11 protein-coding genes and 1 pseudogene are annotated in these 24,372 nt (G+C 65.1%); all 12 read left to right on the top strand.

What is annotated here, in order from left to right; genetic code table 11:
- Positions 1-11 precede the first annotated feature (11 nt).
- The 12 genes and pseudogenes from SB771_RS19200 (at position 12) to SB771_RS19145 (ending at position 24,364) form a co-directional block, all read left to right on the top strand.
- A complete protein-coding gene (locus tag SB771_RS19200) occupies positions 12-3,404 on the top strand; it encodes a heparinase II/III family protein (RefSeq protein WP_244096811.1) in 3,393 nt (1,130 codons plus the stop codon).
- A gap of 22 nt (positions 3,405-3,426) precedes the next feature.
- Positions 3,427-5,949, top strand: coding sequence for a DUF6270 domain-containing protein (locus SB771_RS19195; protein ID WP_175661461.1), 2,523 nt, complete (start codon positions 3,427-3,429; stop codon positions 5,947-5,949).
- A gap of 64 nt (positions 5,950-6,013) precedes the next feature.
- Positions 6,014-7,015, top strand: a complete 1,002-nt coding sequence (locus tag SB771_RS19190) for a glycosyltransferase (protein WP_175661460.1) — start codon at positions 6,014-6,016, stop codon at positions 7,013-7,015.
- Positions 7,012-7,812, top strand: coding sequence for an SGNH/GDSL hydrolase family protein (locus tag SB771_RS19185; protein ID WP_244096810.1), 801 nt, complete (start codon positions 7,012-7,014; stop codon positions 7,810-7,812). The genes SB771_RS19190 and SB771_RS19185 overlap by 4 nt, the downstream gene beginning before the upstream one ends.
- Positions 7,713-10,013, top strand: coding sequence for a capsular polysaccharide biosynthesis protein (locus SB771_RS19180; RefSeq protein WP_244096809.1), 2,301 nt, complete (start codon positions 7,713-7,715; stop codon positions 10,011-10,013). The genes SB771_RS19185 and SB771_RS19180 overlap by 100 nt, the downstream gene beginning before the upstream one ends.
- 227 nt (positions 10,014-10,240) lie before the next feature.
- Positions 10,241-11,464 carry a capsule biosynthesis protein gene (locus SB771_RS19175; protein WP_175661458.1) on the top strand — a complete coding sequence of 408 codons (1,224 nt, stop codon included), beginning with the start codon at positions 10,241-10,243 and terminating at the stop codon, positions 11,462-11,464.
- The gene (locus SB771_RS19170; RefSeq protein WP_175661457.1) at positions 11,451-12,236 is read left to right on the top strand and encodes an SDR family NAD(P)-dependent oxidoreductase; all 786 of its coding nucleotides are present in this window, start codon (positions 11,451-11,453) and stop codon (positions 12,234-12,236) included. Before SB771_RS19175 ends, SB771_RS19170 begins: the two co-directional genes overlap by 14 nt.
- Position 12,237: 1 nt before the next feature.
- The gene (locus SB771_RS19165; protein WP_175661456.1) at positions 12,238-13,773 is read left to right on the top strand and encodes an LTA synthase family protein; all 1,536 of its coding nucleotides are present in this window, start codon (positions 12,238-12,240) and stop codon (positions 13,771-13,773) included.
- A pseudogene (locus SB771_RS19160) lies at positions 13,770-21,330 on the top strand (type I polyketide synthase). The gene SB771_RS19165 and the pseudogene SB771_RS19160 overlap by 4 nt, the downstream one beginning before the upstream one ends.
- A 47-nt stretch (positions 21,331-21,377) precedes the next feature.
- Entirely contained in the window at positions 21,378-22,295 is a 918-nt protein-coding gene (locus SB771_RS19155) for a UDP-3-O-acyl N-acetylglycosamine deacetylase (RefSeq protein WP_175661560.1), read from the top strand.
- Positions 22,296-22,361: 66 nt separating this feature from the next.
- Positions 22,362-23,687 carry an aminotransferase class I/II-fold pyridoxal phosphate-dependent enzyme gene (locus SB771_RS19150; RefSeq protein WP_175661454.1) on the top strand — a complete coding sequence of 442 codons (1,326 nt, stop codon included), beginning with the start codon at positions 22,362-22,364 and terminating at the stop codon, positions 23,685-23,687.
- The gene (locus tag SB771_RS19145) at positions 23,687-24,364 is read left to right on the top strand and encodes a GNAT family N-acetyltransferase (RefSeq protein WP_410721195.1); all 678 of its coding nucleotides are present in this window, start codon (positions 23,687-23,689) and stop codon (positions 24,362-24,364) included. Before SB771_RS19150 ends, SB771_RS19145 begins: the two co-directional genes overlap by 1 nt.
- Positions 24,365-24,372: the final 8 nt, after the last annotated feature.

The raw sequence follows: 24,372 nt of genomic DNA, 5'->3' as shown, positions 1-24,372 counted from the left end.
GTGGTGCCGCCATGAATGAAGCATGGGTCGATCGAGTTGTACTGAATCGTGGGCGTGGGGTGCTGAGCGGTGTGTTCACCGTTGAGCGCAAGAGCGCGGTTCGTCTGTCCGCGAAGGTCGGATGGACGCTGCCCGAAAAGGGCAACATGCTTTTCGTGATCACCGGCGAATATCTGACCGAAGCAAAGGCGGCGGAAATCGGCTTCATTAAGACGTCGTCCGGCTTCTATCGCTATCTGCTTCCGTCCATCAAAGACGGAAAGCTCGCGTTCGACTTCGATGTGATTCCCGAGGTAACCGGATTTCAGATTCGGCCATGGAACATGACGACGCCTGTCGTGCTAGAGGACGTCGTACTGACAAGTGAAGACGCCGTTCCGGTGTTTTCCGGCCCATCGAGCAGGATCGTGAAGAAGTGGCACCCGCTGACCGCGGACGGCAGCCAGCCGCTTTCGGCCAATTTCCTGACTCGCAACGCGAGCTGTGGCTTCCATTGCGTCGCACATTGCAATCGCTGGTTCGAGTCGATGGACGAGTTCGCGATCCGGACGGGCAGTGATGCGTTCGGCCGAGAAGATGTGTATGTCGAAACAGGCACGGGGGAACTGGTTCCCGCTTCGCTGCAGCGCGCTCAACCCGCGTTGCTCGAAATCCCGGCGTCGCTCGACGCGTATCTGAAGTCGATCGGCGACAAGTCGCGAAACATGATCCGGAAGGCCCGGAAGCTGGGCTACGAATTCAGGCGCCTCACGCCCGAGATGCTGGGCCAGGACATTTACGAAATCAGGACGTCCGATCCGATGCGCCAGGGGCGCCCGATCCCGGAGTATTTCCATACCAACCCGCCGCAATACGTAGTCGCAGCGAATCCGGCGGGTTGCGAGCTACATACCGAGAACTTTGTCGGCATTTTTCTCGGTGATCGGTTGGTGTCCTATATCACCGTCCTCCTGTTCGGCGAGTTGGCGCAGGTCAATCATATTCTTTGCCACAAGGAGCATGCGACGCATGGCGTGATGAATCTCAACGTGCTGCATATGGTCGATGAGTTGATCACGCGTCATCCTCATGTGAGGGCGGTGAACTACATGTACATCGCCGGCCACGATAGCGGCATCGACAGATTTCGGCGTAGCGTCGGATTTTCTCCCCGCAGCTTGCTGACGTATGACGGTGCGCCGGCGACATTTGCCGGCACCCGTGCGCAATCGGTGTCTCCGGACCCGGGCGACGTGCGGAGCGGGCAGCACCCAAGCAAGGGAAAGGAAAAACTCCGGTTGTCGCAATGGACGTTCATTCGCGAATCGATCGGGGCAGAGGGGGCGCTTGCACATGTCGCCGACAGAATCGGGCGTGCCGTCATCGAGATGCCGAAGCCGATCCCGGAACAATTTGTCGAGTACATCGGCAAGGGATTGATGAGGTCTGTTGCGGTTCAGCCCGCGGGGACGATCATCGCTGTTCCGTTCCCCGCTCGGGCCGACGCGCAGACCGGTCACGGCGTCGCCGACTATCTCAATCGACGTTTCAAAGGAATCCCGGTCGGAAACCACGGCTTTCAGGCCGGTTTCAAGGGGGGCGAATTGCGTGCACTCGCGTTCTTTGAAATCACGGATTGGGCTGAACAGTTCTGTAACGGCATCCTGGTGCTCGAGAAGGTGACCGAGGCGCCCGGCGCCTCGCTGGATGCCGCCGAGACGACAGACGTTCAAGTCAAGGCCGAAGCCGATTTCCTGGCAGCGACGGCAGTCCGTCCATCCAGACTGGAGTGTGTGCGACTGGTCGATGACTACCAGCCACTTGCCGAGGATTGGCTGACCGCCGGCACTGCTCAGATGTCGTTCATGACAGGGGCCACGCGCATCGACGTCAAGGTCGGTGCACGGTTCCCGTGGAACCACACGTTCGCGCTGAATGCCGACCGGATGTGGTATTACTCGCTCGCCTATATTGGTCGTCTGCTCGCAACCTGGGCACAACGCAAGGATGCTGACGCAAGCAAGCTGGCAATCGATCTGATCTCCAACTTCATGGATTTCACGGCCATTGCCGAGAATCGGCTTGCGATTGGTCGTATTCCGTCCGCGGACCACTCGGCAAGCGAGCGGCTGAAGGTGTTGCTGACCTGCCATCAGATGCTCGACGAGGTTGGGGCGTCGACGGCGCTGCGGGTGCGTCTACTGCGCGAAATTCACCGCTGGGCAGAATGGCTTGCCGACGACCGAAATCTTGGCGTCGGAAACCACAAGCTGATGGGCGCGACATCGCTCATCTATGTGTGTGCGTTACTGGCCGATGGTGAAGGCAGCGGTTATCTGAAGGTCGCAGAGGATCGGATTCTGTCGCTTGCCGCGCAGTCGTTCGACAAGGACGGTCTGTGCAACGAGAACACGATCGGCTATCACAATTTCAATCTGTCGCTATACCGCAAGCTCCGCACCGTACTAGCGAACCTCCAGATCGCCGACGACCTGCGCGACAAAATCGATGCACTGATTGGAAGAGCGTCCCATGCGCTTGAACTGTGCGTGCTTCCCGACGGTAAAATTCCGCCGATAGGCGACTCGCCGCGCTACGATCTCGGGCTGCCGTCGCGGGATGGCGCGTTTTGCTTCTTCGAATCGGGATTCGCCGTGGTGAAGCGCGACGGCCTCTATTTTTCATTGGTGTGCGGCGGGCGCACGGAATGGCACAAGCAGATGGACGATTCGTCTATCTATCTGCAGTACAAGGGCGTGGACGTCATCGTCGACGCCGGCAGCTACTCCTACGATCAGAGCGATCCTTATTCACGCTGCATCACATCGACCACTGGCCATAGTGCTATTGTTCCGGCCCTGCTCGATGGCTTGCCGCGACACGAGGTCCAGTCGAAGTTCGGCCCCGTCTCGGGTTGCATCGAGCGCTTTGAAGAATCGGATGATGGCGTCCGGATCGCTTGTGCCTATTCGGTGCCCGGATGCGGCGCGATGCTCAATCGTTATGTGTTCGTGGGTCGATCGCATGAAGTCGTCGTGGTGGACACGTTCGACGCACCCGACACTGCCGATGTGGTGCAACGCTTCCTCCTCGGTCCGGGCGTTGAAGCGGCGAGCGACGGCGCGTGCCTCCATCTGAGCGCACAAAAATTTGCCGGCACCCTCATCCATCGGGGTTCAGATGCCGATATATACAAGGGCCAGCGTGACGACAAGATTCGCGGCTGGACTGCCTTCGAGTTCGGCAGGGTCACGCCGGCCACCGGCGTCGATCTTCGCTCGAGAGACGGGGAAAGGACGTATTCGACGATCGTTCGCCTCGAGGGAGGCGGATGGAGCGATTGCTCACCCGCCGCGGTGAACTTCGCAGGGCGTACGGACCCGTTCTTCGGGACAGGCGCTGCGCGATTGCGTGACGACAACTAAAAACAAGTACGAGGAAAAATGGATGGCGCGCAGTAAACCGAAGCTTCTGATTCATGGAAGTTGCGTGAGCCGGGACGCCTTTACCGACCGATTTCCGCAAGCCGAGCACTACGAGCTTGCGGGTTATCTTGCGCGCACTTCGCTGGCGACTGCATTCTCTTCGGGTGTGGTGGAGGACGTCGACTTTGACGCGATCGCGTCACCGTTTCAGCGCAGGATGGTTCAATCGGACGTCGAGCACGGGTTGGTGGCGGTACTCGCCGCGGGCGGATTCGATTTGTTGCTGATGGACCTGATCGATGAACGTTTCAGCGTGTTCGTTGATGACCGTGGCGCGTCCTGCACCGTATCGGGTGAACTGCTGTCGTCGGGATTCGATGCGCGGGCGCGTCGCGGCACGGTAATCAAGCCATTCACGGATGCGTTCTTCGACCGATGGGAAGCGGGTTGGCGCCAACTCGTCGCGGCGTTGAGCGTGCAGGGGCGGCTCGACGCGCTGATCGTGAACGAGGTGTACTGGGGCTCGGCCTGCTCGGACGGCACCGATTTCTCGCCGGCATATTCGCGCGACGACGTCGCGCAGGCGAACGCATTCCTGGCGCGGCAATATGCGCGGATGCGAGAAGATCTCGCCGACGAGCAATTCCTGCATTTCGACTCGACCTTGCTCGTCGGCGCAATCGACCATCAGTGGGGAAAGAGTCCATTTCACTATGTGGCCGGGTATTACACCCACTTGCTCGATGGTCTCGATCGATATGTGGCGCGGACCGGAGCGGCTGTCGCGGAAACTTCTGACGAGCAGGGGAGCAGCGTGGGTATCGTAAGGTATGTGCGGGACAAGCTGCGACTCGCCGGAAGCCGGTTTCGCCACGAAGACGCAACGCCGGTGACCGCGTGGTACAGCGATCGCGTGACATTGCAGAAAGGGATGCAAGGTCTCGAGGTTTCGGTACGCGCGACGGCAGCGACACGCATCCGTCTGAGCGCGACCGTCAACGGCGATTTATCGGGCAACCGCAACTTGTTGCTCGTCGTCGCCGGCGAAAATCTCGTCGATGCCGACATGCATGCGATGGGGTACATGAAGTCGTGGGTCGGTTACTTTCGTTATCTCAAGAGCGACATGCGCGAAAAGCGGCTGACGACGGAGATCGCAGTCGATAGCCGGATCACGTCGCTCAAGATGCTGACCTGGAACTTCGATGGTCCCGTCGTCCTCTCGGACGTCAGCGTGGATTCCGGTGGCGCCGTACTCGATAGCCCCTTGCTGATCGCGAAACGCAAGGACGGCAGCCAGTCGGTCAACATCACGCGCGAGCCGGCGATTCGCGCGAACCTGCTGCTTAAACGGCACCAATGCGGCCCGGAGTGCATTGTCCATTGCGACAAATGGTTCAGGTCGATGGATGCGTTCGCGTCGAGGCACGATGTCGATCGTTTCGGCCGGGAGCCCGTCTTTGTCGAGGCCGCGAGCGGGGAATTGATGCCTGCGAGCCGCCAGAAGGCGAGCCCGGCATTTCTGAGGATTCCCGATACGGTCGAGGAATATCTGCGGTCGATCGGCGACAAGTCCCGGAACATGATTCAAAAGGCGAATCGCCTCGGATACCGGTTCCATGAAGGTGGCCCCGCAGGTTTCGAGCAGGACATCTACGAGATTCGCACGTCGGATCCGATGCGCCAGGGGCGGCCGATTCCCGAGTACTACTATTCGAACCCGCCGATTTATGTGCTGAACCCGAGCGCCGCCGGGTGCGAATATCACACGGAACGATTCTTCGGCATCGTGCACGAAGGGCGCCTGGTCTCGTACATCACGCTCTTCATGTTTGGCGAGCTCGCGCAGATCAATCACATCCTGTGTCACAAGGAGCACGTGAAGAACGGGGTAATGAACCTGAACGTATTTCACGTCGTGAAGGAATTGATCGAGAAGTATTCGTGGGTCAAATCGATCAACTATCTGTACGTCGTGGATGACGGGATGGGGATCAACCTTTTCAAGCGCGGCGTCGGATTCCGGTCACAGCGCTTCATCGCATACGACAGTACGCTGGATGCGATTTCCTATATCGAGGCGGAGCGCGAGTGCCATCCGGACCCGGACCCAGCTCCGGCCGTCCCGCGCGAAAGCCAGAAGCCGCGTTTCAAGATGAAGAAGTGGGACTTCGTGCGGGACGCGGTGCAGCGGGAATCGCTGGCCGCGAAGCTTGATTCGCTTCTCGGCAGACCGTGGGTCGACGTCAAGTATCCGGCCGAAGCCGACTTTGCGCGGTTCTGTTCGGTCGGATTGGTGGAAAGCACGGAAACCCATCCGGTGGGTTCATGCTTTCTGGTGCCGTTTCCGAGCCGTGCCGCGGAAGACAGCCATCCGGACGTCGCGCAATATTTGGCTAAACGTTTCAAAGGTAACCCGATCCCGGACGACGGATTCTCGGTCGGGTTTCGTGGCGGAAATTTGCGTGCACTCGCCTATTTGAGTATCGAGGAAGATGCGGCGGATCTACTCGACGGCGTGCTCGTGCTGGAGAAGGTGGCGTAATGCGGCATCGAAGTGCTTCGGTGGCGCGCGGCGTTGCGCCGTGCGTCGATCGTCGGGAGTGGAATTGAGCATCAGAACGCATCCGACTGTCGCGCTGGTCGCGGACGGACTGACATCGTCGAGCCTCGTTTTCGATAGTCGAGTCATTTCGCTGGGTCCCCGCGGATTTCGCTGGCGGCTGGCATTTTCGCGCCCGGACTATTTGCTGGTCGAGTCGGCGTGGTCGGGCCTGCGCGATCGATGGAAGTACAAGATCGCCGCGTATCCCGAACACCCGGAACGAACGAATCACGCGCTGATTCGGCTCGTCGAAGCCGCGAAGGATCGTGGCATTCCGACGGTGTTCTGGAACAAGGAGGACTCGGTTCACTTCGATCGTTTCGTGGAAAGTGCGAAGCTGTTCGATCATGTATTTACGGTGGATGCCAATGCCGTGGCGCGGTACAAGGCGGTGATGGGTGAGCAGGCGTCGGTGCACACCTTGATGTTCGCGATTCAGCCCAGGACGCACGGGTTCACCGGCTTCGACTTCAAATTCCGGCGGGCGAATTTCGTCGGCAGCTACAGCAGCGAGAATCACGCGCGTCGCCGCGTGTGGCAGGACGCGTTGTTCGGTGCGGCATGCGGGAGTGGTTTGGGCCTGACCGTCGTCGACCGCAATTCGAGCCGCAAGGCGTCGCATTATCGCTTTCCGGCGCTCGACGGCCTGGATGTCCAGCATGCGGTCCGACACGAACAAACGGCCCAAATGTACCGCGACTACGTCGTGTCCCTGAACGTGAATACCGTCGAGGACTCGCCGACGATGTTCTCGCGGCGTCTGGTCGAGATTCTCGGTTGTGGCGGAATTGCCGTCACCACGCCGGCGCGATCGGTCGATGCGATGTTCGCGGACTTCTGTCATGTCGTGCGCAGCGGCGACGAGGCGAGCGAGCTATTTGCACGGCTGCGCGGTGGTCCGTCCAACAGTGATCTCGAGCGCGCACGAGCCGGTGCGGAGGATGTGGCGAAGCACCATACATGGCAGCATCGCCTCCGCCAGATTGCAGAGGTGTTGGGGCAGTGAGCGCGATCATGCAACGCGGGCGCGATCGTGTGCTGTTGCGCGTGTGGTGGCGATGCGCGGCGCTTGTAAGCGATCGACCGCCGCAGCGCGTACTGGTCCTTGGGGATTCTCACGTTCGTGTGTTCGAGCACGCGTGGTTCGCATTAGCGCTGCCGAACGTGCGATTCGATATCGAATACGTTCCGGGCGCGACCGCGATCGGCATCGACAACCGCCATTCGATTACGTCCGCATTGCTACGTTTCACGAACCGGCTTCAGTCGTCGAGACATGATTGGGTTCTGCTCAATCTCGGTGAAGTCGATACCGCCTATTCGCTGTGGAAACTAGTGGAATTCCGGTCGTGTCCGATCCCTGTATTGCTTGACGAGGCGGTTCGCAACTATTGCGACTTCATCGCCGAAGTGGTCGCGGCTCACCGCGTCGCAGTGCTGAGCGCGCCGCTGCCAACGCTGGCGAACCAGGCCGCGCCGCGCGACGAGACGGCCGCGGTACGTCAACAGGTGTCGGCCACCCAGCGCGAGCGGACAGAGCTGGCGCGGGAATTCAATGCCCGTATCGAACGATATTGCCGCGCGCGCGGGATTCCGTACCTCGATTCAAGTTCGCATGCGCTCGGGGCGGATGGCCTGGTAAAACGGTCCTGGCGCCATCCCCGCCGGTACGATCATCACTATGCGCGTCGGCCGTATGCACGTTGTCTCGTCCAACAGTTGAAGGTGCTGCTTGCGATGTCGCGGGTGAGTACCGAAGGTTCGATCGGGCACGGCGGGACGCGCGACGGGGGGGAATCATGAGCCATCCGCCGCGCTGGATCGTTCCCATTCAGAGCGTTGGCCTGTGGACATGGTGTGGCACCACCCCCTGGCTCGACGGTGTTATTTCGTGCGGCTTGCCATGGCAGCGATCCGGCATCTCCGGCATTCTCGGCTGGGGCCTTCGTGAAAGTGGCCAGCGCGCGCAGGCGTGGGCGCTGCGCGCCGGCGTGGACGTGCTGCGCATCGAAGACGGCTTCCTCCGCTCAGTCTCCCTGGGCGTTCTCGGCGATCCCGCCTTGTCGATCGTCATCGACGATCTGGGCATCTACTACGACGCCAGCAGGCCATCCCGTCTCGAGATGCTCGTGAAGGACGCCGCCACGCTGCAGGATGACCATGCCGATGAATCGCGGATCAAGGCCGACCACGCAATGTCCCTAATCGTTCGCCACGGCCTGTCGAAATACAACCACGCACCCGATTTCGTTCCCCCGGACGACTGGCATGACGACGCGGTCCTGGTCATCGACCAGACCAGCGGTGACGTCGCCGTCCGCCTGGGCGGGGCCGACGCGTCGTCGTTCCGCGCGATGCTTGCCGCCGCGCTCGCCGAAAACCCCGGCAAGCCGGTCTGGATCAAGACGCATCCCGACGTGATGTGCGGCAAGAAAGCCGGCTATCTCGTCGACGCTGCATTCGGTGATCCGCGCGTGCGCCTGCTGTCCGCCGATGTCAGTCCGCCTTCGCTGTTGAAGCGGGTCGGGAAGGTCTATGCCGTTTCGTCGCAAATGGGCTTCGAGGCGCTGCTGTGCGGCAAGCCGGTCGTGACATTCGGCTTGCCGTGGTACGCCGGCTGGGGGCTCACCGACGATCGCCATGTGCACGCACCGATCGTTGCCGCTCGTCGCGGCAGCGCGACGCTGCAGCAGCTGTTCGACGCAGCGTATCTGCGCTATTGCCGCTACATCGATCCGCAAACCGGCAGTCGCGGCACGATCTTCGACGTGATCGCCCATCTCGCGAAGCAGCGCCGGCTGAACGAAGTAACGAGAGGCGAGCTCGTGTGCGTCGGGCTGAGCCTGTGGAAGCGCAGCGTGGTCGCGCCGTTTCTACGGCACGGCGGCGCGCGCGTGCGTTTCGTCGACTCGCCGGCGGCGCTGCGGCGCCTGCCGCCCGACGCGTCGCGGCGCGTCGTGCTCTGGGGTGCCCGCCGTCCCGATGTCGCTGCGGCCGCGCAGGAACTGGGCTTGCCCGTGCTTCGCATGGAGGACGGGTTCATCCGGTCCGTCGGGCTGGGCTCGAACCTGGTCGCACCGCTTTCGCTCGTGATCGACGATCTCGGCATCTATTTCGATCCGCGCACGCCGTCCCGGCTGGAGGCGATCCTCGAGCGAGGCGGCTTCGACGATGCGGAACTCGCCGAGGCGCGCACCGTGCGCGCGGCGCTGGTCGACGCACGCATTGGCAAGTACAACGTCGGCAACGGTGGCGTCGCGCTGCCGTCGCCCCGTCCGGCGAAAGTGATTCTGGTGCCAGGGCAGGTCGAAGACGATGCATCGATCCGGACTGGCTCGCCGTGGATCTCCACGAATCTCGGCTTGCTGTCGAGGGTGCGGGCCGCCCATCCCGACGCGTTCATCGTCTTCAAGCCGCATCCCGACGTCGTCTGCGGCAATCGCGCGGGTGCCGTTGCGCTGCACGATGCGTGCCGACTCGCCGATGCCGTGGCGCCTGAATCCGACGTGATCGCATGCGTCGAGCAGGCCGACGAAGTGCATACGATGACGTCGTTGACCGGCTTCGAGGCGCTGCTGCGCGGCAAGCGGGTCGTCTGCTACGGTGCGCCGTTTTATGCAGGCTGGGGGTTGACGAATGACGTCTTCGCGAGCGTGTCGCCAGGCGCCGAGCACATGCCGGTCGGCGGCAATAGATCCGATATCCATCCGGTCTGGTCGCGTCGCAGTCGCCGGCTGACGCTCGACGAGCTGATTGCCGGGACGCTGCTGCGCTATCCACGTTATGTCCATCCGGTATCCCGCGCCGTGATCGACGCGCAACACGCAATCGGCTTGCTGCACTCGCAGCGACAGTCGACGGGGCAGGGCAAGTTGAAGCGAAATCGACTTGAGCAACAGTCCGGGAAAGTCAAGATGTGGATGCTGACGACTTACTCGGAATATCGGATTTCGGCGCGCAAGAAGCTTTACATGTCGCTGCAGCGCTGGCTCGCGAAGCTTTAGCCGGCAGCCATCGGGGGACGGTGCCGACGGGTTCGATAACGCAAATCAACGTTAGCGTTTTTCAAGCGACCAAGGTTGTATGGTTATCTCGTAAAACGATACAATCGTTCACCTATAAATCCGGGGCGAAAAATCGGGGCAGGGTGGTGATTTAAACTGCCGGCGCATTCAGCGTTCAATTCGTGTGCGTGCGTAAAAATATTGAAAAATGATAAATCATATTAATAATGCGACGCTCTTTTCTGGTTCTGCAGGGCACGGCATCGCCGTTCTTTAGCCGGTTGGCCGATGCGTTGCGGAGTCGCGGCCATCGCGTTCGCAGGATTAATTTCTGTGGAGGAGACCTGGTCTATTCCGGCAACGGTGCTGCGAGCGATTACACCGCGCATCCGGACGAGCTTGCCGCGTGGTATGCGGCAGCACTTCGAACCGGCGACGTGACGGATGTGATCCTGTTCGGCGACTGCCGGGCCATTCACCGGCCCGTGCATCCTGTCGCCCGCGATCATGGCGTTGCCGTGCATGTATTCGAGGAAGGATACGTGCGTCCGCATTGGCTGACACTCGAGCGCCATGGCGTGAATGGCCGCTCATTGCTGCCGCGCGATCCGGCGTGGTATCTGGATCAGCGCGGCGTAACGCCCCCGCGCGAGCTCGGGCAGGCCACCGGATATCGGCTGGCCGTGCGTGCCTATCACGACATGCGCTATCGGGCGGCCAATACACTGTATCGATCCCGTTTTCCGAATTACCGCAGCCATCGTCCGCGCAACGGTTTTGTCGAATACGCGGGACTGGCAACCCGCGCGTTGAAACAACCGATATTCGATCGCGAGTCCACGCGCGTGACGCAGGGTCTGCTTGGCCGGCGGCCCTATTATCTGTTTCCGCTGCAGGTCAATGCGGACGCGCAAATCGTCCACCATTCGCCATTCGGCAGCGTGCGCGCATCGATCGACGTCGTACTGCAATCATTCGCGCAGCACGCGCCCGACGGACACGACCTGCTGGTCAAGAACCATCCGCTGGATACGGGCGTGTTCGATTATCGCGGGCACGTCCGGCAGCTTGCGCGCTCGCTCGGGGTGGCGGATCGCGTGTCGTTCATCGACGCCGGCCACCTGCCGACGCTGCTCGATCACGCACGTGGCGTGGTGCTGGTCAACAGTACGACCGGGATGTCGGCGCTTTACCACCATTGCCCGCTGATCGCACTGGGCGTCGCGATCTACGACATGCCGGGGCTGACGTGGCAAGGCGGGCTCGACAGTTTCTGGGCGCATGCCGAGCGGCCCGACGAACGCCTGTTCCATGCCTTTCTGGATTATGTGATTCATCACACGCAGATCAACGGCGACTTCTACACGGATACCGGCATCGAGATGGCCGTGGCGGGTGCGGTGCGACGACTGGAGGCCACCCACGTGGAGATCGAGCATGCGTTCGCATGAACCGCGTCATGTCGTGATCACCGGCGCGACCGCCGGACTCGGGCGTGCGCTGGCGCTCGCCTATGCCGCGCCCGGCGTCGTTGTCGGGTTGATCGGCCGCGATGCCGCGCGCCTCGACGAGGTCGCGGCTGCCTGCCAGGCGCGTGGCGCGGCGGTCGAATGCGGACGCGTCGACGTATGCGACGCCGAAGCGATGTGCACGTGGCTGAACGCGTTCGACGACACGCATCCGATTGACCTGCTGATCGCGAACGCGGGCGTGGCGAGCACGCTGGCGCACGCCGACGATTGGGAGGAACTCGAGCGCACAGCCGTGGTGGTCGATACGAATCTGTACGGCGCGCTGCATGCGGTGCTGCCGGTGATCGCCCGCATGCGCGCGCGCCGTCGTGGCCACGTTGCGATGGTCAGCTCGCTCGCGGCGTTGCGCGGAATGGCGATTTCTCCCGCCTATTGCGCGAGCAAGGCGGCGATCAAGGCCTATGGCGATTCGGTGCGGCCGGTACTCGCACGCGACGGCATCAGGATGTCGATCGTGCTGCCCGGATTCGTGAAGACCGCGATGAGCGACGTATTCCCGGGTGACAAGCCGTTCATGTGGTCGGCCGATCGCGCCGCGCGGCATATCCGCCGCAGGCTGCACGCGGGACGAGCGGAAATCGCGTTTCCGGGCGCGCTCGCCTTCGGGATGCGTTTGCTGACGCTGTTGCCGGCGCTGCTCGCCGATGCGATTCTCGGCAAGCTGTCGTACTTGCCGCGCGAGGGGCGCTAGCATGTCCGGCACGCTGGTACTCGTCTACGCGATGGCATTGGCCGCATCGTTCGGCCTGGATGCCGTCGCGGTGCCGCGTGCGCCATTGCGCAGGCCCTGGCGTGCCGTGCTGCTGCATGTGGCGGCCGTGTCGTTCGTTGGCGCTTGCGTGCTGATCGCCACCTCGCGGCCGGTGTTTTCCGCTGGCATCGCGGCGGCGCTGGTGGCGCTGCTGGCCGCCATCAGCAACGCGAAGTCCGAATCGCTGCGTGAACCCTTCGTCTTTACCGATCTCAGCCTGTTCAGCCAGTTGTTTGCCCATCCGCGGCTCTATCTGCCGTTCCTGAGCGCCGGCAAGGTCGTCGCGATCGCGGCCGGCGTCGTGCTGCTCGTCGCGGGCTGCCTGCTTGACCATGCAGTGGCGCCCGCACGCGCGGCCGCCGCGGCTGTCGCGCTCGTCTGTCTACTGATCGGAGTGTGGCTGGCCGCACGCTTGCCATTGACGCTCGATGCGGCGGCGGACCAGCAGCGACATGGTTTCTTCGCGGTGTTCGTCGCCTATTTGCTCAATGGTTTGCGGCCCGCAACGCTGAAGACGTTCGACGCCGCAGCCCGTGCGAGCCGATTCTCGTCCGGCTCGCCGTCGCGTACGCCCGACGTCGTCGTGATTCAAAGCGAGTCGTTCTTCGATATCCGGCGCGCGACGTCCGCGATCGCGCCGTCGTTGCTGTCGGCGTTCGATCAAGCCCGGCGCGAAGCCATCGCGCACGGCAAGCTGACCGTTCCCGCATGGGGCGCGAATACGATGCGCACGGAGTTCGCGGTTCTCACGGGCATTCCCGCCGATCAACTTGGATACGCGCGCTTCTATCCGTATGCGTTTCTGCGCAAGGTGTGTCCGTCGCTTGCTGGGTGGTTCAGGCGCGGCGGCTACAGGACGCTCGCGGTGCATCCGTATCACGCGGATTTCTTCGGGCGCGATCGCGTGTTTCCGCTGATGCACTTCGACGCGTTCATGGACATTCGCAGCTTCGCCGGTCGTGCGTGCGTCGGGCCGTACGTCGCGGACGCGGCCGTCGCCGACGCGATCATCGACGTGCTGGACGCCTCGCGGGAGCAACCCGCGTTCGTCTTCGCGATGACGATGGAGAACCACGGGCCGCTTCATCTGGAGACGGTGGCCGCTGGTGAAGCGGCTCGCTACCATTCGCTCGGCGACGACGATGCGTGGCACGACCTGACCGCATACCTGCGTCACCTCGATAACGCCAACCGGATGATCGCGCGACTGCTCGATCATCTGAGGCAAAGCGACCGCGAGACGATCGTCTGCTTCTACGGAGACCACGTACCGGCCATGCGGCGCGTGTTCGACAAGCTCGGTGTGCTGCCCGATCGCAGCGACTATTTCGTCTGGAAGAATGATGCGAGCGCCATTGCCTGCGCACAGGATATCCGGGCAGAAGAACTGGGCCGAATACTGATGTCGGCCGTCACCCATTCGAACGAGCCGCGTGCGTGTGATCGCAATGCGCTGGCCAAATCAGAAAGAGCATGAACAAGCAAATAGCGATCATCGGGATGGCGTGTCGGTTCCCCGGTGGCGTCGAGAGTCCCGACGACTTCTGGCAACTGCTGCGCGACGAACGCGATGCCGTGACCGCCATTCCACCGGACCGTTTCGGCACGGCGTTTTATCAGCACCCGTCGAAACGGGAGCCGGGAAAGAGCTACACGTTCGCGGCGGGCGTCGTTGACGACGTCGCGGGCTTCGACGCCGAATTCTTCGGCATCTCGCCGCGCGAGGCGGCGCAGATGGATCCGCAGCAGCGGCTGTTGCTCGAACTCGCATGGGAGGCGTTCGAAGACGCCGGCGTGCGTCCCGCCGCGATGCGCGGACGCGACTGCGGCGTGTTCGTCGGCGTGGCGGGCATGGATTACGGCAACCGCAATATGGACGACATGAACACGATCGATCCATATTCGGCGACCGGCAACACGCTCAGCATCGCGTCGAACCGCGTGTCCTACCTGTTCGACCTGCGCGGCCCGAGCCTGTCGGTCGATACCGCATGCTCGTCCTCGCTCGTCGCACTCCATCAGGCGGTCCGCGCGCTGCAGTCCGGCGAGACCGCGATGGCGCTGGCCGGCGGCGTCAACCTGCTGCTGCATCCGTTCGGTTTCGTCAGTTTCTCGAAGGCGTCGATGCTGTCGCCGCGTGGCCGTTGCCGCGCGTTCGATGCGACCGGCGACGGCTACGTGCGCGCCGAAGGCGGCGCGTTCGTGCTGCTCAAGCCGCTTGACCAGGCGCTGGCCGATGGCGACACGATCCATGCGGTCATCGCCGGATCGGGCGTGAACTCGGATGGCCATTCGCACGGCGGCATCAACGTGCCGGCGGCGGCGACGCAGGCCGACCTGCTGCGCGCCGTCTATCGACGCGCAGGCGTCGACCCGCGCACGCTCGCCTATCTCGAGGCGCATGGCACGGGCACCGCGGTCGGCGATCCGATCGAGGCGCGTGCATTGATCGACGCGGTATCGGGCGGCCGGCCCGAGTCCGATCCGCTGCTGATCGGCTCGGTCAAGACCAATATCGGACACCTCGAAACGGCATCGGGCATGGCGGGCCTGCTGAAGGCCGTGCTGTGCCTGAAGCACCGCGCGGTGCCGCGCTCGCTGCATTTCGACACGCCGAATCCCGGCATCGATTTCGAAGGCGGCCGCTTGCGCGTGGTCGATCGGTTCACGCCGCTCGAGCGCGGCGATGCACCGCTGACGATCGGCATCAACTCGTTCGGCTTCGGTGGCACGAATGCACACGTCGTCATCACCGAAGCGGCGGCGCCGGCGCCAGTCGCGCAGCCGGTTACGACGATCGATGCGCCGCCGCTCGTGCTGGCCGCACGCACGCCGGCCGCGCTGGCAGCCGTCGCCGCACGTCATCTCGCACGCGTGCAGTCGGGTGTCGACTGGGCCGCGCTCGCCGCGGCAGCCGCACGGCGTCGCCAGTGGCTCGAGCATCGCGCGGTCGTCGCCCCGGCCGACCGGGCCGAAGGGCTGGCGGCGCTCGCGGCACTGGCCGAGCCGTCGGAGCACGGTTTGCCGGCGTGTGCCGTGCAGGGGCAGGCCGTTGAAGACGACGCGCCGGTCGCGTTCGTCTACGCGGGCAACGGCTGTCAATGGGCCGGGATGGGCAAGCGACTCTATGCCGAGGATGCCGTGTTTCGCGCGGCACTCGACGAAGTCGACGTGCTTTGGCGTGCGGACGGCAACGCATCGCTCGTCGAAGTCATGTGCGAAGGCGTCGACGCCGAATGGCTCGCCGCGACCGAGAACGCGCAGCCACTGTTGTTCGCGATGCAGGTCGGCATCACGCGCGTACTGACCGCGCGCGGCATCCGCTTCGATGCAGTGGTCGGCCACAGTGTCGGCGAGATCGCCGCGGCCTGGGCGTCGGGCGCGCTCACGCTCGCCCAGGCCGTGCGCGTGATCCGGATTCGCAGCGGCGCCCAGGGCCTGACGCGCGGCGCGGGCAGGATGGCGGCGGCTGGTATCGGCGAAGCCGCGGCGCGCGACTGGATCGCGCGTCTCGATCTCGTCGCGGCCATTGAAATCGCGGGCACCAACAGCCCCGACGCGGTGACGCTCGCGGGCTCGCAAGCCGCACTGGAGGCGATCGGTGCGGCATTGACGGGCGTGGGCCATTTCTACCAGCTGCTCGAGCTCGATTACGCGTTCCACAGCCGCCGCATGGACGCGATCGAACCGGTCGTGCGCGACGGGCTGGCCGATCTCGCGCCGCGCGATACCCATACGCGGTTCGTGTCGACGGTGACCGGCGACACGCTGCCGGGTACCGCGCTCGATGCGGGTTACTGGTGGCGCAACATTCGCGAGCCGGTCCGTTTCGGCGAAGCAATTGCGCGCCTGGCCGACGATCGCGTGCGCGTGTTCGTCGAGATCGCGCCGCACGCGATCCTGCGCACGTACGTGAAGCAGACGCTGGCCGCGCGCAACGCGCCGGGTGTCGTCGTGCCGACACTCAAGCGTCAGCACGATAGCGCGGAGATGCTCGCCCATTCGGTCCTGTCGGCGGTCGCGCAGGGTGCCCGCGTCGATCTCGACCGCTTCGTTCCCGACGCGCCGCATGCCGCGCTGCCGACCTATCCGTGGCAGCGCGAGCGTTACTGGCTGGTGCCGAGCGTCGAGGGCTACGGGCTCGTGAACCGGCGCGTCGATCATCCGCTGCTCGGCTATCGCCTGCACGAGCATGCGTTCGCCTGGGAGAACCAGCTCGATCCGCAGCGCGTGCCGATGCTCGCCGATCACGTCGTTGATGGTGGTATCGCGTTCCCGGGCGCCGGTTATGTCGAGATGGCGCTCGCGGCGGCGCGCACGTTGTTCGGCACACCGGATGTGGCCATCGAGAACGTCGAGATCCGCATGCCGGTGGTGTTCCAGCCGCAGCATGCGAAGCTGTTCCGGTTCGCGATCGACGTGCGCACCGCGTCGTTTACGATCGAGACGCGCGACCGGATGACGGAAGGCCCGTGGAACCTGAACGTGACGGGGCGCCTGCTCGAAAGCGGCAATACGCTCGACGCGGACAGCGCGCCGGATGCTTCCGTCATCGCGCACCTGCAGTCACGTCCGGCACTGTCCGGTGATGCGCTGTATGCGGGTACGACGGCAATCGGTCTGAGCTACGGACCGGCGTTCCGGTGGGTGCGATCGCTGCGCGTGTCGGGCGACGATGTGCTGGCCGAGCTCGAGGTGCCGTCGGTCCTTGCCGACGCGCGTGCGCGGTCGGACTATCTGCTGCATCCGGCACTGATGGACAGCGGCTTCCATCCGCTGTTCGCCGTGCTGGGGCAGGCCGGCGCCGCGCCGGACGATGCGCATGCGGCATTCGTACCGGTCCAGATCGGCCGTGTGGATTTCCTGAGCGGTGAAGCGATTCGCCGCGTGCTGGCGCGCATTCATCGTCGCAGCCCGCATTCGATCGTCGCGTCGTTCGAATTCATCGACGCGCACGGCAGAGTCGTCGCGCGCCTCGGCGCGTGCCGCTTCCGTCGCGTCGATCTCGCCGGGCGCCGTCATGGCGCGCCGGCGCGCTTTGCCTATGTGCTCGAAGCGCGGCCGCTGCAAGCCGGTTATACCGCCGACGCGTTGCCGCCGCCGGGTGTGCTCGTCGAGCGAGCGAACGCGCATGTCGCGGCACGTGAGGACCTCGCGCGCCGCACGCGGCATCTGACCGAAATGCTGCCGCTGCTCGACGTGCTGGCCGGTCTGCACGCGCTCGATGCGCTGGATGCGCTTGGCGCATTCGCCCAGCCGGCACGCCCGGCGCACGCAGCCTCGCGACTGGTCGCGCGACTGGCGGAGATCGTCGTCGAGGATGGGCTGGCCCGCTTCGATGGCGATCGTCTGGTTCGCGACGACGAGGCCTGCGTGGCGATGCCCGCGCGTGACGCGCTGTGGCGCGACGTGCTGGCGGCATCGCCGGCCCATGTCGCCGAACTGACGTTGCTGGCGCACGTCGGGGCGGCGCTGCCGCGCGTGCTGCGCGACGCGTCGCCTGCGGGCGCGCTGCTGTCGTCGACTGGGCGCAGTCTGGTCGAACAGTTCTTCGATGCCTCGCCGACGTGGGCGCATGCGCGCGCGCTGCTCGCCGCCTGCGTGACGCAGGCTGTCGCGGCGTGGCCGGATGCACGCCGCTTGCGTGTATTGGAGATCGGTACCGCGAACGGCGACGTGCTGCAACCGCTCGACGTGGATGTACCGGCCGGTCGCTGCGAATACATGCTGGCGGGTACGCAGCAGCAGCTTGCCGGGTTCGACGCGGAAGCGCATGCACATGTGCGGACGCTGGTGTTTGCGACCGACGCGCCGCTGTTCTCGCAATGCCGCGATACGACGCCGTTCGACATCGTGATCGTCAACCGGATGCTGGGCGATCACCCGAACCCGCTCGCCGCGCTGACGGCAATCGCCGAACGGCTCGCGCCGGGCGGGCTCGTCGTCGTCGCCGAGGCGCGCCGCAGCCGCTTCTCCGACATCGTGTTCGGTGCGGCCGGCGGCGAAGTTGCCGCCAGTGCGTATGGCGCGCTGGCGCCCGCCGCGCTCGCGTCGATGTGCGAACGCGCCGGGCTGGTCGACGTGGTGCGCGATACCGAGCAAGGCCTCGATCTCGAAGGCGTGCCGACCTTCATCGTCGCGCGCAAGCCGGGAGCCGACGCGCAAATGGCAGCCGCTTCGTCAGCCGACGATCGAGCGCATCGCATGGCCGGGAGCGACGGCGCGCACTGGCTGATCGTGCAGGACGATGACGACGCGTTCGGCACCGCCGTGGCGGGCGAACTCGAGCGGCTGGGTTGTCGCGCCGAGTCGGCATCGGTGCGTGACGCCGCGGCATGGTCGGCGCGCCAGCCGGCCGAACGTTCGGCGCATGTCGTGTTCGTTGCGCCGCTCGCGTCGCTGGACACGGCCGACGGTGCGGCCGTGATGCGCGCGCAGCAAGGCGGCGCGCTCGCGCTGGCATCGCTCGTGCGCGACCTCGATGCGGCCGGCGCCACGGAGCGCGGCAGACTGTGTGTCGTGATGCGCGGCGGTGCGCCGTTCGCAACCGATGCATCATCGTCACATCCCGAACACGGAACGTTGTGGGGTCTCGGCCGTGTGATGGCGAACGAGTATCCGACGCTGCCGATTCGTTTGATCGACGTCGATCAGGCCGTCGAACACCCGGCGCTGCAGCTTGCGATGGCGCTGCTTGGCGACGATGGCGAGGAAGAAGTGCTGCTTGCGCCGCAGGGTCGCTACGTGCCCCGCATGCTGCCGGCCGCGCACGCGGCTGGGCGCGAGCGTGCGCTGCCGAGCGCATCGGACCATCCGGGCGCACGACTCGCGTTCGACATGCCGGGTTCGTTGCGCAACCTCGAATGGTTCGCGATGCCGGCACGCGATCTCGCCGCTGGAGAAGTCGAGATCGAGCCGATGGCGACGGGGCTCAATTTCCGCGACGTGATGTACGCGATGGGGGCTGCTGTCGGACGAGGCCGTCGAGACGGGCTTCGCGGGCGCGACGATCGGCATGGAAATGTCGGGGCGGGTCGCGCGGGTCGGCCCGGACGTCGACGGCCTTGCACCGGGCGACGCGGTGCTGGGTTTCGCGCCGGCATCGTTCGCAACGCGCGTGGTCACGCGCGCAACCGCGATCGCACGCAAGCCCGAGTCGATGTCGTTCGAGGAGGCTGCCACCGTCCCGACGACGTTCTTCACCGCGTACTACGCCCTGTGCGAACTGGCACGGCCGCGGCGCGGGGAGCGCGTGCTGGTGCACGGCGGCGCGGGCGGGGTCGGCATCGCGGCGATCCAGATCGCGCGGCATCTCGGCGCGGAAGTCTTCGCCACCGCCGGCAGCGACGAGAAGCGCGAGTTCATTCGCCTGCTCGGTGTCGAGCACGTGTTCGATTCGCGCAGCCTCGCGTTCGCCGACGAGATCCGCGCGCGCACGAACGGCGAAGGCGTCGACATCGTGCTCAACTCGCTCGCCGGCGAGGCGATGGTGCGCAGTATCGATACGCTGCGTCCGTTCGGCCGCTTCCTCGAACTCGGCAAGCGCGATTTCTACGAGAACAGCCAGATCGGCCTGCGGCCATTCCGCAACAACATCAGCTATTTCGGCATCGACGCCGATCAGCTGATGGGGGTGCTGCCGTCGCTGACGACACGGCTGTTCGAGGAAGTGATGGCTCTGTTCTCGGACGGCGTGCTGCATCCGTTGCCGTACCGCGCATTCCCGGCCGCGCGTGCGGAGGAGGCGTTCCGCTACATGCAGCAGGCGCGCCAGATCGGCAAGGTGCTCGTCACCTATCCGTCCGGCACGCCGGTACCGACGCGTGGTGTCGCATTGCCGACGCTGCGGCTCGACCCGCATGCGGCGTACCTGATCGTCGGCGGCACCGGCGGGCTCGGATTCGCGACCGCACGCTGGATGATCGAGCGCGGCGCGCGGCATTTAACGCTCGCGAGTCGCGGCGGCGCACTGGGCGCGGAGATGCAGGCGGAAGCCGATCGCTGGCGCGACGCGCTCGGCGCGGACGTGTCGGTCGAGCGATGCGACGTGACCGACGGCGCGGCGCTCGACGGCCTCGTCGACGAGATCGAGCGTCGCGGGACGCCGCTCAAGGGTGTGCTGCATTCGGCGATGCAGATCGACGACGGGCTGCTGCGCAACGTCGACGACGCGCGCTTCGCGGCCGTGCTCGAACCGAAGGTTGCGGGCGCATGGAACCTGCATCGCGCGACGCGGCGTTGTGCGCTCGATTTCTTCGTCGTGTATTCGTCGGCGACGACCTTTCTCGGCAATCCGGGGCAGGGCGCGTATGTGGCCGCCAACGGTTTCCTCGAGGCGTTGGTCGCACATCGTCGCGCGGTCGGCCAGCCGGCCATGTTCATGGCGTGGGGGCCGATCGAGGACGTCGGCTTCCTCGCGCGCAACGCCGGCACGCGCGAGGCGTTGCAGTCGCGGATCGGCGGGGCGTCGATCACGTCGAACGAGGCGATGGCCGCGCTCGAACGCGCGCTGGTGCAAGGGGGCGCCGGCGAAGCCGTCGTGCGTCTGGACTGGGGCGCCGTCTCGCGCGGCATGCCGGCCGCGCACGCGCGGCGTTACGCGGCGTTGCAGGCGGGTGGCGCGGCCGAGACGACGAGCGAGGATCGCATGTTGCTGGAGCAGGTGCGTGCGTTGCCGCCTGCCGACGCTGTCGCGCTCGTCGAGACGGCACTGCGCGGCCAGATCGCGCGGATTCTGCACATGTCGCCAGAGCGTGTCGACGCCGGCCGGTCGGTCCTCGATCTCGGGATGGATTCGCTGATGGGCATGGAGCTCGGCATGGCAGTCGAGGAGACGTTCGGCGTCAAGCTGTCGATCATGGCGATCGCGGAAGGGGCGACGGTGCATACGCTGGCCGAGCGCATCGTCGAGTTGCTCGATACGCAGAGCGGCGACGAGAAAGTCACGGCGGCGGACGAACTGGCGCAAGCGCTGGTCGCGCGGCATGCGCTGGGTGATGAAGCGCGGGCCGAGCTCGAGCGGGGGTCGAATTGAACGAGCCAGGAAGCGAAGGCGTGCCAGTCGACGCGGAGATTCCCCGAATCAAGCTACCTCCGGGCTGGCAGGCGAGCGAGGGCACGCTTGCGCGGCCGCTGGCACTGTCGGGACATGGTTTGCATACCGGTCGGCGTGTGCAGGTGCGGATCCAGCCGATGACGCCGGCGGGCGGCCGGCGCGGGATCGTGTTTCGAAGAATGCGCAAAGGACGGGAGCTCGGTGTGCTCGAGGTCGATCCCGCCCTGCGCCGCGCACAGCCGCTTTGCACGATGCTGCGCAACGCCGATGGGGTCGGCGTCCGCACGATCGAGCATCTGCTCGCGTCGCTGCTGGCATGCGAAATCGATCATGCCGTCGTCGAGCTCGATGCGGAGGAAGTGCCGATTCTCGACGGCAGCGCGGCGCCGTGGGTCGACGCGATCCGTGCCTGCGGTCGCATCGCGCTTGACGCACCGAAGCGCTTCATTCGGGTGCTTCGGCCTGTCGTCGTCGCGGACGGCACCGGGGACCAGCGACGCGAAATGCGGATCGAGCCGGCCGCGCGCTACGAACTGAGCGTGCGCAACGATTTGCGCGGCTTCGGCGACATGCACTGGGATGGCGTGTTGACACCGGAGACGTTTGCCACCGAAATCGCGCCGTCGCGTTCGTACGGGCGCGTGAAATGGGCCGTGCCGGCGATCATCGCCGGGTATGTGCGCGGGGTGCCGATCCTGCGCGGCGCGCGGCCGTCCTGCACGGCGTCGATCGTCGGCAAGCGCGTGCTGGGCGGGATGCGGCTGCCGGAGGAGTTCGTCCGGCATCGCGTGCTCGATCTGGTCGGCGATCTCGCGCTGGCCGGTGCACCGCTGCTTGCGCGCGTCAGTGCATTGCGCCCGAGCCACGAGATGAATTTCCGGTTGATCGATGCGTTGCTGGCCGATACCGATGCATGGCGGTGGGCCGAGTTGTCCGACGCGTGATCCACGTCTTTTTTAAAAATATCTGGCGTAATATCGCGCCATTTTTGAGATAAAGCGAAGGCAGGAATGGCACTCGGAGAACACCTTCGCCAGCAACTGGCGGCGAAAGCCCTGAAACGGCAACTGGAGCGCGCGACGGAAGCCGCCGCGGCCCCCGGCGTGCCGGATACGCCGACGACACAGGCCGCATCGGCGCGCAGCCGTTTCGAATCGATGCCGCAGTATCAGCAGGTCAGGATTATGCGCGAGATGGGCGAAAAGCTGCGTGTCGACTCGCCGTTCTTCCGCGTGCACGATGGCGTGGCCGGTGCGACCACGCGGATCGGCGGCCGGGAATACCTGAACTTCGCGAACTACAACTACCTCGGTCTCGCGGGTGATCCGACTGTATCCGAACGTGCGAAGGCCGCGATCGACCGCTATGGCACGTCGGCGTCCGCGAGCCGGATGGTCGCGGGCGAGCGCCCGGTGCAACGTGACCTCGAGCGCGCGCTGGCCGCGTTCTACGAGACCGACGATTGCGTCGCGTTCGTGAGCGGCCACGCGACCAACGTGACCGTGATCGGCGCGCTGTTCGGGCCCGGCGACCTGATCGTCCACGATGCGCTCGCGCACAACAGCATCGTGCAGGGTGCGCAGCTGAGCGGCGCGAAGCGGCTGAGTTTCGCGCACAACGACTGGCAGGGGCTCGATGAACTGCTGTCGCGCGTGCGCCGTGAATACCGGCACGTGCTGATCGCGATCGAAGGGCTGTACAGCATGGATGGCGACTTCCCGGATCTGCAGCGCTTCGTCGACGTGAAGACGCGTCATGGCGCGTTCCTGATGGTCGACGAAGCGCATTCGCTCGGCGTGCTCGGCGTGACGGGCAAGGGCATCCGCGAACATTGCGCGGTCGCGCCCGACCAGGTCGACATGTGGATGGGCACGATGAGCAAGACGCTCGCCGGCTGCGGCGGTTTCATCGCCGGCTGTCAGCCGCTCGTGGACATGTTGCGCCATCTGGCGCCGGGCTTTCTCTACAGCGTCGGACTCGCGCCGACGCTCGCCGAAGCGTCGCTGGCCGCGCTCGAACGCCTGCAGGCCGAGCCGCAGCGGGTTGCGCAACTGCAGTCGCGCGGCCGGCAGTTCCTGACCGAGGCGCGCGCCGCCGGGTTGAACACAGGCACGAGCGCCGGGTATGCGGTCGTGCCGGTGATCACGAGTAGTTCGCTGAAGGCTGCGCAGTGGGCGAACGCGATGTTCGACGAAGGGATCAACGTGCAGCCGATCTTCTATCCGGCCGTCGAGGAGAAGGCCGCGCGCCTGCGTTTCTTCATCTGCTCGACGCACGAGCCGGAGCAGATCAGTCGGACGGTCGCCGTGCTCGCTCGCCTGGCGGGGCGGACATGATGCCGGCCGGGGCGCTCGCGTCGTCGTTCGGCGTGCCGCAAGCCGGTGCGTCGACGCCGTTTCGCGCGGCATGCGCGGAGGATGCGGCGGCATGTGCGCCGCTCGTATTCTCATCCGGCGTGCGCGAATTCGCTTTCTTCCTCGGGGAAAGCGACGCACGCTGCATCGCATTCCTGCAACGGGCGTTCCGGTCGCGTCACGGCCGGTTTTCTTGGCGCCGGCACCGCGTCGCGGTCGGCGCCGACGGCACCGTGCTTGCCGTGATGGCGGTCCATGACGGACGCCGGACGAGGTTCGACGACCTTCACCTCGTGTCGGCCCTGGCGCGCTTCTTCGGCGTGCGTCGCACGATCGGCCAGTTGCTGCGCGGACTGGTGCTGGAGACGGAAATTCCGGCGCCGAAGCGTTCGCAGATCCTCGTCGCGCATTGCGCGACCGACGAGCGCCAGCGGGGCACGGGCGTCTTCACCGCATTGTTTTGCGATGCGCTCGCTACCGGCGCGCTGCCGGACGACGGCAGTCGCGACATCGTGCTCGACGTGCTGACCCGCAACGCGCGCGCCCGCGCGCTGTACGAGCGGCTCGGCTTCGTTGCGCTGACGCCGCGCCGCGCTCGCTCGCGCCGACTGCCCGCCGAACTCGATTCCATACGCATGCGGCTTACGCGCCGCAGCTGACGGCGCAA

It is taken from the genome of Burkholderia sp. SIMBA_051 (assembly GCF_046534915.1).
Lineage (GTDB): Bacteria > Pseudomonadota > Gammaproteobacteria > Burkholderiales > Burkholderiaceae > Burkholderia > Burkholderia ambifaria.
The sequence above is the reverse complement of the archived record's forward strand: the minus strand, read 5'-3'. Positions and strand labels throughout refer to the sequence as shown.

Coding starts and splice junctions, on each gene's coding strand:
- SB771_RS19200 (WP_244096811.1), top strand. CDS start 12: ATGAATGAAGCATGGGTCGATCGAGTTGTACTGAATCGTGGGCGTGGG.
- SB771_RS19195 (WP_175661461.1), top strand. CDS start 3,427: ATGGCGCGCAGTAAACCGAAGCTTCTGATTCATGGAAGTTGCGTGAGC.
- SB771_RS19175 (WP_175661458.1), top strand. CDS start 10,241: ATGCGACGCTCTTTTCTGGTTCTGCAGGGCACGGCATCGCCGTTCTTT.
- SB771_RS19170 (WP_175661457.1), top strand. CDS start 11,451: ATGCGTTCGCATGAACCGCGTCATGTCGTGATCACCGGCGCGACCGCC.
- SB771_RS19165 (WP_175661456.1), top strand. CDS start 12,238: ATGTCCGGCACGCTGGTACTCGTCTACGCGATGGCATTGGCCGCATCG.
- SB771_RS19150 (WP_175661454.1), top strand. CDS start 22,362: ATGGCACTCGGAGAACACCTTCGCCAGCAACTGGCGGCGAAAGCCCTG.
- SB771_RS19145 (WP_410721195.1), top strand. CDS start 23,687: ATGCCGGCCGGGGCGCTCGCGTCGTCGTTCGGCGTGCCGCAAGCCGGT.